This is a genomic window from Pseudarthrobacter sp. AG30 (assembly GCF_003116525.1).
In the GTDB taxonomy this organism is placed as follows: Bacteria; Actinomycetota; Actinomycetes; order Actinomycetales; family Micrococcaceae; genus Arthrobacter.
This window is the reverse complement of the sequence record NZ_QEHL01000035.1, coordinates 20,685-33,650: the sequence shown is the minus strand read 5'-3', so window position 1 is coordinate 33,650 and position 12,966 is coordinate 20,685. Positions and strand designations below refer to the sequence as shown.

At 67.0% G+C, this 12,966-nt stretch carries 16 protein-coding genes; 5 read left to right on the top strand and 11 right to left on the bottom strand.

What is annotated here, in order from left to right:
* Positions 1 to 406: 406 nt before the first annotated feature.
* The 3 genes from rpsN to rpmB are packed head-to-tail and all read right to left on the bottom strand — an operon-like array spanning position 407 to position 1,118.
* Complete coding sequence (rpsN, locus tag DC347_RS20440) at positions 407 to 712, bottom strand: 30S ribosomal protein S14 (protein ID WP_015938870.1); 306 nt, start codon at positions 710 to 712, stop codon at positions 407 to 409.
* 2 nt (positions 713 to 714) lie between these two features.
* A complete protein-coding gene (rpmG, locus tag DC347_RS20435; protein ID WP_013602737.1) occupies positions 715 to 882 on the bottom strand; it encodes a 50S ribosomal protein L33 in 168 nt (55 codons plus the stop codon).
* Positions 882 to 1,118: a 50S ribosomal protein L28 gene (gene rpmB, locus DC347_RS20430; protein ID WP_018763944.1), complete on the bottom strand. Its 237-nt coding sequence runs from the start codon at positions 1,116 to 1,118 to the stop codon at positions 882 to 884. The genes rpmG and rpmB overlap by 1 nt, the downstream gene beginning before the upstream one ends.
* A gap of 317 nt (positions 1,119 to 1,435) precedes the next feature.
* Here rpmB and DC347_RS20425 point away from each other — a divergent pair, with 317 nt between their 5' ends.
* The 3 genes from DC347_RS20425 to DC347_RS20415 are packed head-to-tail and all read left to right on the top strand — an operon-like array spanning position 1,436 to position 4,252.
* Positions 1,436 to 2,908, top strand: a complete 1,473-nt coding sequence (locus DC347_RS20425; protein ID WP_109864287.1) for a ferric reductase-like transmembrane domain-containing protein — start codon at positions 1,436 to 1,438, stop codon at positions 2,906 to 2,908.
* Positions 2,905 to 3,447, top strand: a complete 543-nt coding sequence (locus DC347_RS20420; protein WP_109864286.1) for an FMN-binding protein — start codon at positions 2,905 to 2,907, stop codon at positions 3,445 to 3,447. Before DC347_RS20425 ends, DC347_RS20420 begins: the two co-directional genes overlap by 4 nt.
* A gap of 55 nt (positions 3,448 to 3,502) precedes the next feature.
* Entirely contained in the window at positions 3,503 to 4,252 is a 750-nt protein-coding gene (locus DC347_RS20415) for an FAD:protein FMN transferase (RefSeq protein ID WP_109864288.1), read from the top strand.
* 25 nt (positions 4,253 to 4,277) lie between these two features.
* Here the strand turns inward: DC347_RS20415 and DC347_RS20410 are convergent, their stop codons facing one another.
* Both DC347_RS20410 and DC347_RS20405 read right to left on the bottom strand, forming a co-directional pair.
* A complete protein-coding gene (locus DC347_RS20410) occupies positions 4,278 to 5,039 on the bottom strand; it encodes an SGNH/GDSL hydrolase family protein (RefSeq protein WP_026265194.1) in 762 nt (253 codons plus the stop codon).
* 44 nt (positions 5,040 to 5,083) lie between these two features.
* On the bottom strand, positions 5,084 to 5,569 hold the full coding sequence (locus DC347_RS20405; RefSeq protein ID WP_018763939.1) for a MarR family winged helix-turn-helix transcriptional regulator: 486 nt from the start codon (positions 5,567 to 5,569) through the stop codon (positions 5,084 to 5,086).
* Positions 5,570 to 5,628: 59 nt separating this feature from the next.
* Here DC347_RS20405 and DC347_RS20400 point away from each other — a divergent pair, with 59 nt between their 5' ends.
* Positions 5,629 to 5,934: a YciI family protein gene (locus DC347_RS20400; protein WP_018763938.1), complete on the top strand. Its 306-nt coding sequence runs from the start codon at positions 5,629 to 5,631 to the stop codon at positions 5,932 to 5,934.
* On the opposite strand, the gene DC347_RS20395 is transcribed toward DC347_RS20400, so the two are convergent.
* The 6 genes from DC347_RS20395 to DC347_RS20370 all read right to left on the bottom strand — a co-directional run bounded on the left by DC347_RS20395 (position 5,931) and on the right by DC347_RS20370 (position 12,100).
* Positions 5,931 to 6,773 (bottom strand): SGNH/GDSL hydrolase family protein, encoded by an 843-nt coding sequence (locus DC347_RS20395; RefSeq protein WP_109864285.1) that lies wholly within the window; start codon positions 6,771 to 6,773, stop codon positions 5,931 to 5,933. The two genes, DC347_RS20400 and DC347_RS20395, sit on opposite strands and share 4 nt — an antisense overlap.
* 263 nt (positions 6,774 to 7,036) lie before the next feature.
* Positions 7,037 to 8,089 (bottom strand): siderophore-interacting protein, encoded by a 1,053-nt coding sequence (locus DC347_RS20390; RefSeq protein WP_109864284.1) that lies wholly within the window; start codon positions 8,087 to 8,089, stop codon positions 7,037 to 7,039.
* Positions 8,086 to 8,901, bottom strand: coding sequence for an ABC transporter ATP-binding protein (locus DC347_RS20385; RefSeq protein WP_018763935.1), 816 nt, complete (start codon positions 8,899 to 8,901; stop codon positions 8,086 to 8,088). Before DC347_RS20385 ends, DC347_RS20390 begins: the two co-directional genes overlap by 4 nt.
* A 1-nt stretch (position 8,902) precedes the next feature.
* Positions 8,903 to 9,877, bottom strand: a complete 975-nt coding sequence (locus tag DC347_RS20380) for an iron chelate uptake ABC transporter family permease subunit (protein ID WP_240617886.1) — start codon at positions 9,875 to 9,877, stop codon at positions 8,903 to 8,905.
* Positions 9,878 to 9,918: 41 nt separating this feature from the next.
* A complete protein-coding gene (locus DC347_RS20375; RefSeq protein WP_109864282.1) occupies positions 9,919 to 11,001 on the bottom strand; it encodes an iron ABC transporter permease in 1,083 nt (360 codons plus the stop codon).
* Positions 11,002 to 11,011: 10 nt separating this feature from the next.
* The gene (locus DC347_RS20370) at positions 11,012 to 12,100 is read right to left on the bottom strand and encodes an iron-siderophore ABC transporter substrate-binding protein (protein WP_109864281.1); all 1,089 of its coding nucleotides are present in this window, start codon (positions 12,098 to 12,100) and stop codon (positions 11,012 to 11,014) included.
* Between the two features lie 363 nt (positions 12,101 to 12,463).
* Between DC347_RS20370 and DC347_RS20365 the strand changes: the two genes are divergently transcribed.
* Complete coding sequence (locus DC347_RS20365) at positions 12,464 to 12,958, top strand: FBP domain-containing protein (protein WP_026265190.1); 495 nt, start codon at positions 12,464 to 12,466, stop codon at positions 12,956 to 12,958.
* Positions 12,959 to 12,966: the final 8 nt, after the last annotated feature.

The window sequence follows — 12,966 nt, the reverse complement described above, 5'->3', positions numbered from 1 at the left end:
CCACCCCAACGCAAATCCATCTTCCAGGATCTGAATCGAATTGAAGACCGGCCCCACCGATTTCCAGCGCCCTGAAGAGCAACCAGATTTTGGCTTTGATTTGGGGTTTGTGGCCGCCCGGTGATCAGTTCTTCACTGTCTCCCCCGCGGCGACTTAGAAAACAATACACGCCCACCGGCGTCACCGCAAACCGGCCCTCCCAGCGGAGTACATCCCCGGGATTCCGCGGCGAAACGGGCCAACTGGCACCCAGGCCGCCTCCCGCCGTCGTCATCCTGCCGTGTGTGCTGCCGCACAGGGCGCACACATGCTCAACCACCACCCGCGGAGTGGGTTAAACGCAGAAGGGCCGGCAACCACATGGTTGCCGGCCCTTCTCAAGCAGCTGGTATCAGCAGTGCTGGATTACCAGGAAGACTTGGTGATGCCCGGGAGCTCACCGCGGTGAGCCATGTCGCGGAAGCGAACACGGGAGATACCGAACTTCTGGAAGGTACCGCGGGGACGGCCGTCGATGATGTCGCGGTTGCGCAGACGGATCGGGGACGCGTTGCGGGGCAGCTTCTGCAGGCCCAGGCGGGCTGCTTCGCGTGCTTCGTCGGTTGCGTTTTCGTCAACCAGGGTCTTCTTCAGCTCGAGGCGCTTCGCAGCGTAACGCTCAACGATGACCTTGCGCTGCTCGTTGCGAGCAATCTTGGACTTCTTAGCCATGTTTAGCGCTCCTCTCGGAATTCGACGTGCTGGCGGATCTTGGGGTCGTACTTCTTCAGGACCATGCGGTCAGGATCGTTACGACGGTTCTTGCGGGTTACGTAGGTGTAACCCGTGCCCGCGGTCGACTTGAGCTTGATGATCGGACGTACGTCCTTGTCCTTAGCCACTAGAGCTTCACCCCACGAGCCAGAATGTCGGCGACGACTGCGTCGATGCCGCGCACGTCGATGGTCTTGATGCCACGTGCAGAGACCTGCAGCGTGACGTTACGGCGCAGGGACGGAACCCAGTAGCGCTTCTTCTGAATGTTCGGATCGAACCGACGCTTGTTGCGGCGGTGCGAGTGCGAAATGCTGTGCCCAAAGCCCGGCTCGGCTCCGGTCACTTGGCAGTGTGCTGCCATGACTTCTCCTCAAGAATTGAAAGTAATGATCCGCATATCTGCTGCTGGACCATGCTGCTAAGGGCGACCCAAAAGTGAAGAAGGGCAACGGTTAGTCACGCAACTTGAGCCCCTAACTACCGGCCGCCCTGGAGAAAATTACCGGGCAACCGGAGCAATTGCGCACGCTCCGCGCACTTAGCGCCTACCAAGTCTACGAGTTGACGCAATTAAAGACCAATCGGGTGTATAAGGGCGGCAGCGGGACCGAAAGGTCACAGCAGCTTGTTCCCCCTTTTCACAGCAGGGACATAGCTTCCCACAGCAATCTTGGAGGCATGAACACGCAGCTCCTGCCGACAACACCGGCCGCAAGCAGCTCCGGCCGTCCGGAGCGCCCTTCCCTGTCCACACCACGGCCAGTCCGCGACCGGTTCGCCGGCCAGCACAAGCAGCGCATGCTCCGCACCGACCTCCTGACCGTGATTGCCTGGGCCTCCGTTGCCGCGGCCGTTGCCCTCTGGCTGGCGGACGGCGGGGCTTCGACCATCACATCCCCCGCGGGGCTGTTCACCGCGGGCGGGATCGTGGCCGGACTGGCGGGTATGGACCTTGTCCTGCTCATGCTGCTCCTGGCCGCAAGGATCCCCTTCATTGACCGGACCATCGGCCACGACCGCGCCCTGGAATTCCACGGCAAGCTGGGCAAGCCCTCCCTATACCTGCTGTTGGCCCACGGCGTCCTGATCGCCATCGGGTACGGCATGGCGGAGGGGCTCGACCCTGTCACCGAGTCCGTCAACCTCTGGATGCAGGTCCCCGATATGTGGCTGGCGTTCGTCTCCATGGCCCTGTTTATCGCCGTCGTGGTGACGTCCCTGGTGGCCGTCCGGCGCCGCTTCCCGTACGAGTTCTGGTACGTGGTGCACCTGCTGACCTATGCCGCCGTCGCCACCTCAATCCCGCACCAGTTCAGCGTGGGCGGGCTCTTCGCCGCAGGGACCTGGCAGCGCTGGTATTGGCTGGCCATCTGCATCTCCACCGGAACGGCACTGGTGTACTTCCGCATCCTGGAACCGGTACTGGCCACCCTCAGGCACCAGCTCACTGTGGCCAAGGTCGAATCCGTGGCGCCCGGCGTCGTGAACATCGTCATGCGCGGCCGGCAGCTGGACCAGCTGGCGGGGACCGGCGGACGCTTCTTCATCTGGCGGTTCCTGGCCCCCGGAATGTGGTGGCATCCGCACCCGTTCAGCCTCTCTGCCGAGCCCGTCTTCACCGGCCCCGACGGCCAGGGAACCATGCGGATCACCGTCCGCAACCTGGGCGACGGATCGGCCGGTCTCCTCCGGCTCCGCAAGGGAACCAAAGTGGCGCTGGAGGGACCGTACGGCCTGCTCAGCACCGCTGCCCGCACCAAGAACAAAGTGGTCATGATCGGTGCCGGCATCGGCATCACTCCGCTGCGCGCGCTGCTGGAAACCACGCCGTTCGGCCCCGGGGAGGCGAGCGTCCTGCTCCGCGGCCACACGGAGCAGGAACTCTATCTCAGCCGCGAAATCCTGGAGCTCTGCCAGGAACGCGGGGTCAGGCTCTTCCACCTCACCGGGCCGCGGTCCCAGGGCCGCTCCACCTGGCTCCCCGAGGACGCCGTGCGCAACGGCTACAGCCTCACCTCCTACGTCCCGGACATCAAGGACGCAGACGTCTACGTCTGCGGACCGGCCACCTGGGCGGCCAACGTCAGGGCGGACGCCGCGAAGGCCGGCGTCCGCGAGGACCAGATCCATCACGAAAGGTTTAACTGGTGAAAATACGCGGACTCGCCGCTGCCGCCTTTGCCTCCGCCGGGATTCTCCTGGCGGGCTGGCAGGCCGGCACGCAGGTACCAGGCATCAGCACCGTCGCAACAGACACGACGGCGACCGGCACCACGGGCGCCACCGGCACCGGCACCGGCGCATCCGGGACGGGTTCCTCCACCGCTTCGGGTTCCTCCGGCACAACAGGCTCGTCCGGCACGTCGGGGACGACCGGCTCCTCGAGCTCGTCCGGTTCGTCGGGTTCCACCGCCTCCGGCACCTACAAGGGCACCACTGTGCAGACCAGGTTCGGCCCCGTGCAGGTGCAGATCACGGTGGCGAACGGCAAGATCACGGATGTCACAGCCCTCCAGCTGACCAACACCGACGGCAAGTCGGTCCAGATCAGCAACCGCGCGGCACCCCTGCTCCGCAGCGAGGCGCTGGCTGCCCAGTCGGCCGGCATCAAGACCATCAGCGGCGCCACCGTTACCAGCAACGCCTACCTCACCTCACTCCAGGCAGCGATCGATGCAGCGCACCTCTAGCCCGCTGCCGGCGCAAACCGGCACCCCGGTCCTGAAAGCCCGCACCTTCGAGTGCATGGGTACGGTCATCAGCCTGACCATGCCCGTCGGAATGGCCGCGGAAGGGCAGCCTCGGCTTGACGAGCTCTCCGCCGCCACCGCCGTCGTCGAACGCCTTTTCCGGGAACTCGACGAAACCTTCAGCCTGTACCGCCCGGACTCCGAAGCCAGCCGGCTGGCCCGCGGGGAACTGACGCTGCGGACGGCCTCTGCGCAGATGCGGGAACGGTACGCGGAAGCGCACGAATGGCGGCTGCGCACGGAAGGCGCTTTTACCCCCGAGAGGCCCGACGGCGTCCTTGATCTGTCCGGCCTCGTCAAAGGCCACGCAATCCGCGAGGCCGGGACCTCGCTCCTGGCCCTGGGCCGGCGCGACTGGTGCCTCAACGCCGGCGGCGACGTCCTGGTGAGCGGCTCGCCCCGGCCCGGCAGCACGGAGCCGTGGAAGGCCGGGATTGTGGATCCGGCGGACCGCCGCACGCTGATCACCGGGTATGCGCTTGGGGCGGGCGGCCAGCACGCAGCCCTTGCAACCTCAGGTTCCGCCGAGCGGGGCGAGCACATCTGGCGGCTGGGCGGTGGGACGGAATTCGTCCAGGTCACCGTGGCGGCGGCGGACATCGTTACCGCCGATGTGCTGACCACGGCAATCGTTTCCGGCGGTACGCCCATGCTGAACCTGGCCGCTGACACCTGGGATGTTGCCGTATTGGCGATCCGCGCCGACGGCTCGATGCTGGCCACTCCGGCGTTCCGGCACGCCTGAGGACGGCGGCCGGACACTGCGGGGGTCAGAGACGCGTGAGCTGGGCGTACTTGGGCCGGAGGTTGTCCCCGGACGACTTGCCGGTGACCCGGCGGACCACCCACGGGGCCGCATATTCCCGGAACCATTGGGCGTTGGCGCGGAGCGCCTCCCTGCCGCTGAGTTCGGGGACCGGCGTCATGGGCGGGATGTCGATGGAGTGGTCATATTTGAGGACTTCGAGCACACGCTTGGCCATGTTGGCGTGGCCCGCAGCGGACATGTGCATCCGGTCATGGGCCCACATGCCCCAGTCGTAGTACTCGCTGAAGCGCCAGTAGTCCACCAACAGCGCACCGTGGTCCCCCGCGATGCCGCGGACCAGCTCGTTATAGATAGCCGTCCGGCCGCGCATGGTGCCGAAGACCTTTGACCCCCGGGCATCGAAGCCGGTGAACATCACCACGGTGGCGCCGGTAGCGGCCAGCCGGCCGACGGCGTCGTTGTACTCCACCAGAAGTTCGTCGATGTCCACGCGTGGCCGGAGGATGTCATTGGCACCTGCGTAAATACTCACCAGTGTGGGCTTGAGTTCGACGGCGGCGTCCACCTGCTCGGCAAGGATCTGGCGGAGCTTCCTGCCGCGGATGGCCAGGTTGGCGTAGCCGAAGCCGGGATCGGCGGCGCACAGTTGTTCGGCCAGGCGGTCGGCCCAGCCGCGCACGCCATTGGGGCGGGCGGGGTCGTCGTCGCCAACGCCTTCAGTGAAAGAATCGCCCAGGGCCACGAACCGGGAAGTGAAATCCATGCGGTAAGTTTGCCATCCGTTGCCGGAAGCAACCAATCGGCGGCTCAGCCCTTGGTTTCGCGCAGGATCCAGTGGTCAGTGTCCAGCCGTCCGACAACTTTTTCGCCGATCCGCGCCAGGTCCAGGACGTCCTGTTCGGTCAAGGCATCGAGGAACAGGTCCCGGACATCCTCAACGTGGCGGGGTGCCAGCCCCACAATGGTCGCCATGCCTTCCTCGGTGAGGTGCGCCGTCGTGACCCGCGCATCGTGGGGGTGCGGCCGGCGCTCCACCCAGCCCCGTTTTTGGAGCTTCGTCACCACATGGGAGAGGCGGGACAGGGAAGCGCTGCTGCGGGCGGCCAGCTCACTCATGGGCAGGAACCGGTCCTCGGCTTCGGAGAGCATGGCCAGGACGGTGTAGTCGAAAAGGGACAACTTCCCCGCGCCGTGCAGCCTGGTATCGAGTGCCGCAGGCAGCAACGTGTTGATGCTCACCAGCGCCAGCCAGGCACGGCGTTCGTCTGCGTTGAGCCATCGGGGTTCGGTCATGAGCCCATTCTACGATTGATCTTTCAAGTAGCCCGTTGTGACGCCGGTAGGCTTGGCCCATGTATGTTGTCTCCCTCACCTACCGCGTGCCCCAGGAGATCGTCGACTTCCATAACGACGCCCACATCGCCTGGCTACAAAAGGCCTTCGACGACGGCGTGTTCATCGCCGCGGGCCGCAAGATTCCGCGTACCGGAGGATTGTTGCTGTCGCAGGCGGACCGCGCCACCCTCGACGCCAGCCTGGCGCAGGACCCGTTCTACTCCAACGGGGTGGCCGATTTCGAGGTGCTGGAGTTCCATGCCGGCCGGGTGGCGCCGGGGTATGAAAACCTGCTGGACACCCCGCCCGCCCAGACCAGCTAAGGCACGGCGCCGTCGTCGGGCGTTTCCGCCGCAAGCTTCTTCAGCCCTTTGCGCGGGACCTTCACCGGCTCCGGCCAGCGCGGGGTGAGCGTATCCCCCAGCGTGACGCCGCGGAGCTTGCGGCCGAACAGCGGCAGGACCCAGTCGTGGACCCAGCGCCGCTGCTGCTGCTCCCATTCGCGCACGCTGAGCCGGGCGGCCGGTTCCCAGTCCTTGAGCTTGATCTTGTGCGGTACGCCCAACTGGTCCAGCACCTGCCCGGCAAGGTATTTGTGCCCGGCCTTGGACATGTGGAGCCGGTCCGAGTCCCACATCCTCCGGTCATGGAAGGCGTCCAGGCACCAGTAATCCACCAACAGGGCCCCGTGCTTCGCGGCGATCTCCCGGACCCGCTGGTTGTAGTAGGCATTGCGCTTCTTCAGCGGCTCCAGCAGCGCCGAAACCTTGACGTCGAACCCGGTGAAGAGGACCACGGTAGCCCCGGTCCCTGCGAGTGCGGCGACGAATTGCTCGTAGTCCGCCATCAGCGCGCCCATGTCCGTCTTCAGGTCCAGGATGTCGTTGCCGCCGGCGTAGAGCGTGATCAGCGTGGGCCGCATGCGCAGGGCGGGCTCCAATTGTTCGTCGATGATGTGCCTGAGCCGCTTGCTCCTGATGGCCAGGTTGGCGTACTTCCAGCCGGGCTGCGCTTTGGCCAGTTTCTCGGCCACCCGGTCGGCCCAGCCCCGCACCCCGTTGGGCAGCCGCTCATCCCGGTCCCCCACCCCTTCGGTGAAAGAGTCCCCCAGGGCAACAAACACCCGCCGCCCCGAGTCAGGAAGCAAGGATTCAGGCACCACGACCCCAACCTAAACGCAAGAAGAAGCGCGCAGGGAAAGCCGAGGTAAAGCTTGGGTGACGGAGAGGCTCTAAGCCGGCGACGCTGTTTCGCGTAGGAGCGCATCGCCGACCGGAGCGGAGAGAGGCCGCCCGCGGCCGGAACGAAGTGCAGGGAGGAAGGGCGGACCCGAGGGCCCCGAACTGAGCTTGCGAAGTTTGGGAAGGGTCCAACCGCTAAGCGACGGCGAAATAGTGTCGCCGGCGCACCCAGGCGCAGGAAGACTCAGCCCTCGGCCTTGCCCTGCCGCCAGTAGCCCATGAACGCCACCTGCTTGCGGTCGATGCCTACCTCGCGGACCAGGTACCGGCGCAGGTCCCGGATGGCGGCCGCTTCGCCGGCGATCCAGGCGTAGAAGGGCATGGCACCGGCGGGCAGGCTCGGATTCCTGGAGGCGGTGACGGCGGCGGCCTCCATCCGGGCGGGCGTTTCCCAAAGGATGTCCACGTCGACGTTGACGTCTTCGGGCTCCGGCCCCGCGCCGCCGCCGTCCGCGGTGATGCCCACCCAGCCCGGCACGGGGACGGCCTTGCGCACTGCCTCCTGCAGCAACTGGCCGTGCGGCCTGGACCTGCCGATGGCGGCACCGCGGGCCAGCCAGGTGATCTCGATATCGGCCGGCGAGCTGAGCTCCAGGAAGTCCCCAGCCTCTTGGACCTCGAGGAACGCGTGACCGCTCATGTAGGGGGGAAGGGTTTCCAGGATCGCGGAGATCGCGGGGACGGCGGTTTCGTCGCCGGCGAGCAGGATGCGCTGGGCAAGCCCGGGCCGCCATTCGATGCCGGAGTAGGTTTCCGCGGTGACGCAGTGCGCTGCGCGGTTGTTGGGGCCGATGATGGTCAGGGAATCGCCCGGTTTGGCGTTCACGGCCCAGTTCGCAGCCGGGCCGTAGGCGTCCATGGGCAGCCCGCGGTGATTGCCGTGCAGGGCGAAATCAACGTCGATCTCCGGGTACACCGCGTCCAGCCTGGCCTCCCGGACGGTATAGGTCCGCATGGCGCCGCGGACGGCCGGGTCCATGGCAAGCCAGTCCCGGTACCAGCCCGGCCGGCTGGTGTTGAAGGCCGGGAGCGGCAGTTCGGTGCCGTCGGCGGCGAGCGAGGGGATCAGCAGTTTGATCCGGAGGTCAAGGGTGTCGCCGTGGACGCCGAACCCGCGCAGCGAGTACGCGCCGAAGGTGATCCTGCGGAAGTTGGGACTGAGGTCGCGGACCGAGGTGACGCTGACCTCGAAGGCCAGGCTCATCGGCTGGGTGGCGGCGGTTTCGCGGGTCTTCATGCGACGGGCTCCAGTTCGTTGGCGGTGGCGTGGTGGCGGCCGATGGGAATGATGAGCGGGGTCCCGGAGACGGGGTCGGGGATGACGCGGCTTTCGAGGCCGAAGACGTCGCGGACCAGGTGTTCGGTCACCACGTCGGCGGGGGTGCCGGCGGCCGTTACGTCGCCCTCCTTCATGGCGATGATGTGGTCTGCGTAGCGTGCGGCGAGGTTGAGGTCGTGCAGGACGATGGCCACCGTGGTGCCCCGTGTGCGGTTCAGGTCCGTGACCAGGTCCAGGACTTCCACCTGGTGCGCCAGGTCGAGGTACGTGGTGGGTTCGTCCAGCAGCAGCACCTCCGTTTCCTGCGCCAGCGCCATGGCAATCCAGGCGCGCTGGCGCTGGCCGCCGGAGAGTTCGTCCACCTCGCGCCCGGCCAGGTCCAGCGTCCCGGTGGCTTCCAGCGCGCGCTGCACGGCTGCTTCATCGTTGCCGCTCCAGCTGCGGAACAGGCCTTGGTGCGGGTAGCGGCCACGGCCCACCAGGTCCCGGACGGTGATTCCGTCCGGGGCGGCGGGATGCTGGGGAAGCAGGCCGAGGGTGCGGGCCAGTTCGCGGGCCGGGCGGGCGTGGATGTCCTTGCCGTCCAGGGTCACGGCCCCGGCCGCCGGTTTGAGGAGCCGGGACAGGCCGCGCAGCAGGGTGGACTTTCCGCAGGCGTTCGCACCGACGATCATGGTGACCCTGCCTTCGGGGATCCGGATGCTGAGCCGGTCCACCACGCGGCGTTGGTCGTATTGCAGTGTCAGGCCGTGTGCTTCCAGGACGGGCACGTCAGGCGTCCTTTCTGTTGGCTGTGACCAGGAGCCACAGCAGGAACGGGGCGCCGAGCGCGCCGGTGACCACTCCCACCGGCAGGACGGTGCCGTCCAGCAGCAGCGGGGCGAGGTTGGCGGCGAAGTAGTCCGCCGCGAGGACAATCAGGGCACCCACCAGGGCCGACGCCGGCAGGCCGGGTTTGCCGGTGAAGCGGCGGGCGATGGGTCCGGCCAGGAAGGCGACGAATGCGACCGGCCCGGCCGCCGCCGTCGCCACCGCCGCGAGCGATACCGCAATGACCACGAGGGCCAGGCGGGTGCCGGCGACGCGGAGTCCCAGTCCGGCGGCGGCGTCGTCGCCCAGTTCCAGGATCCGCAGCGGCCCGGCAAGGAACACGACGGCGGGAACCAGCACCGCGAGCGCCAGGAACAGGGCGCCGGCCCGGTCCCAGTTGGCGGAGTTCAGGGAGCCGTTCAGCCAGACCAGGGCGTCGGCGGCGGTCCGGATATCGGCGCGGGTCATCAGGAAACTCACCACTGCCTGCAGGGCGGCGGCGATGCCTACACCGGCCAGGACGAGGCGGTTCCCGGCTGCGTTTCCCCGGCCGGGCCCGCGGTTCCTGCCGCTGGAGATCGCATGGATCAGGACGGCCACGGCGAGCGCACCGGCCAGCGCCGCCCCGGACACCGTGGCACCGGATGCGCCGAAAACAACGATGGCAACAACGGCCGCCGCGCTGGCCCCGGAGCTGATGCCTATGACATCGGGGCTGGCCAGCGGGTTCCGGAGCATGGTCTGGAAGAGGGCGCCGGCCAGTCCGAACGCAACTCCGATCATGGTTCCAACCACGGCATGCGGAAGCTTGTTCTCCATCACGATGAAGCTGGCGCCCGGAATCTTCGGGCCGCCGGTGAGATGGTTGGCGACGATGGTGAAGAAGTCGGGGACGGTGACCGTGTAGCTGCCCAGCAGGACGAACACGAAGAACATCACCACTACGGCGGAGGCCAGCACGGCAGTCCGGTGGACCCTCACAGCCCGGCTCCCTTCCCGCGGCGGATCAGCCAGACGAAGACCGGGGCGCCGACGAGGGCTGTTATGATGCCGGCCGGGACCTCGCCGGGTAGCAGCACCACGCGCCCGATGATGTCTGCCGCGAGCAGCAGCGTTGGAGCGGCCACCAGGGAGAAGGGAAGGATCCAGCGGTAGTCCGGACCGGTGAGGAAACGGACGGCGTGCGGCACCACCAGGCCGACGAAGCCGATGGGTCCCGCCAAAGCCGTGGCCGTACCGCACAGCAGGACGATTCCCAGTGCCGTCACGGCACGGGCGGAGCCAACACGCTGTCCAAGCCCGCGGGCGGTGTCGTCGCCCAGGGCCAGGCTGTTGAGGATCCTGCCGCTCAACAGCACAATGAGTGCGCCTGCGGCCAAAAAGGGCAGGCCGGGAAGCAGCACGGACCAGTCCCTGCCGGCGATTCCGCCGACCTGCCAGAACCGGAACCTGTCCAGGGTGTCCTGGCTGGAGACCAGGATGACGTTCATGAGGGAGGAGAGCCCGGCGCTCAGGGCAGCCCCCGCAAGCGCGAGCTTGACCGGCGTGGCGCCTTCCCGGCCCAGCGATGCGATGAGATACACCAGGACGGCGGCGGTTGCGGCGCCGATGAAGGCGAACCAGATGTATCCGGAAAAGCCGGTTACGCCGAAGACGTAGATGCCGGTCACCACCGCCAGGGCTGCACCGGCGTTGACGCCGATGATGCCGGGATCGGCCAGCGGGTTGCGGGCAACTCCCTGCATGGCCGCGCCGGCCAGCCCCAGGGCGCCGCCGGCCAGCAGGCCAAGGACAGTCCGCGGAATCCGCGCCTGGACCACGGCATGGTCCCCGTTCGCGGGATCGAACGCTGCCAGCGCCTGCCACACCGTGCCGAGTGGAACATCCCGGGCACCCACCGCCAGCGACGCCCCGGCCATGAGTACCAGCACGACGACGGCGGCAGCCAGCCAGGCGGCGTGCTTCCTTTCCGGGGCGTTGCCGCGGAGGGGAGCGGCCGACGCCCGGGCCGGCACCCGGGTGCCGGCGTCCGCCGCGGGACGTGCCGTCGTCGTACTCATGGCGCTGGACCTACTTCACTGCATCCGCTGCGCCGGCGAGCTGCGGCAGGAAGGTGTCCAGGGACCACGGCAGGCTCAGCGGCGAGGATGCCGAGATGGAAAGGGTCAGGGTGTTGTCCGAATCGGCCACCAGGGCGCCGTTTTTGATGGCGGGGATCTGGCCCAGCAGGGGGTCGGCCTTGATGGCGTCCGTGGTGGACGCGTCGGGGACCCAGGTGACGAAGATGTCAGAGGCCAGCTCGTTGGCTTTTTCCGCGGACCACGGGATGTAGAACTCCTTGGAGCCCTTGGAGTTCTCTGCCACCACCGGTGCCAGGGTCATGCCGATTTCGGTGAGGAACCGGGGACGGTTGTCGTTGGCCGTGTAGACGTTCACGCCGTCACCCTTGGCGGGCTCGAGGTTGCCGTAGATGAAGCTCTTGCCGGCGATCTGCGGGTACTTGGCGACCTTGTCCTTGACGGTGGCTTCGGTGTCCGCCACCAGTTGTGCTGCCTGCGCTTCCTTGCCCAGGGCTTTGCCGATGATGGTGGTTGAGTCCTGCCAGGAGGTTCCGTACGCCACCTGGGGGTGGGCCACCACGGGGGCGATCTCGCTGAGCTTCTTGTAGTCCTCCTCGGTGAGGCCCGAGTAGGCGGCGAGGATGACGTCGGGGCTGAGCTTGGCGATCTCGGTGAAGTTGATGCCGTCGGCTTCGGAGTACTGGACCGGCGCTTTGGCCGAACCGAATCCGGCACCCAGTTTTTCCAGGGCGGCGTCCTTCCACGGGGTGGAGCCTTTGCTGTTGCCGCCCCATTCGTTCTTGGGGACGCCGACGGGCACCACGCCCAGGGCGATGGCGACGTCGTCGTTTACCCAGGAGACCGTCGCCACCCGGGTGGGCTGCTTCTCGATGGTGGTGCTGCCGAACACGTGCTCGATGGTGACCGGGAACGCCGTGCTGCCGCCGGCGCTGGTGGCGGCGGTTACGGAGGCGGCGGGGCCGGTGGAGCAGCCAGAGAGCGTGAGCGCGGCTGCGGCGAGGATGGCTGCCGCTTTACCGGTGGAGGAGAAGAGGCTCCGGCGGGTGGGGAGGGGACCAGGGAAAAGGGGGGAAGTCACGGGGCTCCTTCAAGGGGGCGGATGAAAACTTAAGTAAGGCTAACCTATGCAAATCATCATTACGCAACATTTTTGTCACCTAATCCCGATTGGGTGACCAACGCCACATCCACGAGCCGTTCCTTGGACAGTTGGCTCCCAATTTGGCAGGATGGCCTTGCCGGGCCGGACGAAGCCGCCCGGAACGCTGAACAAACGCTGAACATCGGACAGGACAACAGGAAATGCGCATGCAGAGGGCTATCACGGCCGCCGCTGCCATGGAGAGCGGGGTGGCCGCTTTGGCCTGCTCCGCGGAGACTGACTGACTCCCCTGTTACCTTGGCCCGGATCCGGGCCGCCCACTGCTACGAAAGTTCAGCCATGCAATCAGTCACGCCCCAGCAAATCCGCTCATCCTTCGTCAACGCCAGCCGCTCGGAAGCGGCGAAACTGACGCTGCCCAAAAACTTCGATTCCCTCGACTGGGACAGCCTTGAGTTCCTGGGCTGGCGGGACGGAAAGATGCCGCTGCGCGGTTACCTGGTGGTCCCCGGTCCGAAAGGCCTCACCGGAATCATGCTCCGGGCCCCCGAGGGAGGCGTCCGGAAGAACCGTTCCGTGTTGTGCGAACTCTGCCGGGACGTCTTCTCCAAGGAGGACGTCCTGCTCTGGGTCGCCAAGCGCTCGGGCCAGTCGGGGCGCGACGGCAACACCGTCGGCACCCTGATCTGCGCCGACTTCCTCTGCTGCGGCAACGTCCGCAGGGAACCGCCGGCCAACGAGATCAACCCGGACCCCGCCGTCGTCGTGCAGCGCCAAATCCAGGGGCTGCAGGACCGCACGGCCCAGTTCCTGGCCAGGGTTCAGTCCAAGTAACCAGTGCA

Bases quoted from the DNA above. Each gene is read 5' to 3' on its own strand.
- DC347_RS20405 (WP_018763939.1), bottom strand. From the start codon at position 5,569: ATGACCGAACCCCGATGGCTCAACGCAGACGAACGCCGTGCCTGGCTG.
- rpsN (WP_015938870.1), bottom strand. From the start codon at position 712: ATGGCTAAGAAGTCCAAGATTGCTCGCAACGAGCAGCGCAAGGTCATC.
- rpmB (WP_018763944.1), bottom strand. From the start codon at position 1,118: ATGGCAGCACACTGCCAAGTGACCGGAGCCGAGCCGGGCTTTGGGCAC.
- DC347_RS20390 (WP_109864284.1), bottom strand. From the start codon at position 8,089: ATGAAGACCCGCGAAACCGCCGCCACCCAGCCGATGAGCCTGGCCTTC.
- DC347_RS20400 (WP_018763938.1), top strand. From the start codon at position 5,629: ATGTATGTTGTCTCCCTCACCTACCGCGTGCCCCAGGAGATCGTCGAC.
- DC347_RS20380 (WP_240617886.1), bottom strand. From the start codon at position 9,877: ATGTTCTTCGTGTTCGTCCTGCTGGGCAGCTACACGGTCACCGTCCCC.
- DC347_RS20410 (WP_026265194.1), bottom strand. From the start codon at position 5,039: ATGGATTTCACTTCCCGGTTCGTGGCCCTGGGCGATTCTTTCACTGAA.
- DC347_RS20365 (WP_026265190.1), top strand. From the start codon at position 12,464: ATGCAATCAGTCACGCCCCAGCAAATCCGCTCATCCTTCGTCAACGCC.
- DC347_RS20425 (WP_109864287.1), top strand. From the start codon at position 1,436: ATGAACACGCAGCTCCTGCCGACAACACCGGCCGCAAGCAGCTCCGGC.
- DC347_RS20415 (WP_109864288.1), top strand. From the start codon at position 3,503: ATGGGTACGGTCATCAGCCTGACCATGCCCGTCGGAATGGCCGCGGAA.
- DC347_RS20375 (WP_109864282.1), bottom strand. From the start codon at position 11,001: ATGAGTACGACGACGGCACGTCCCGCGGCGGACGCCGGCACCCGGGTG.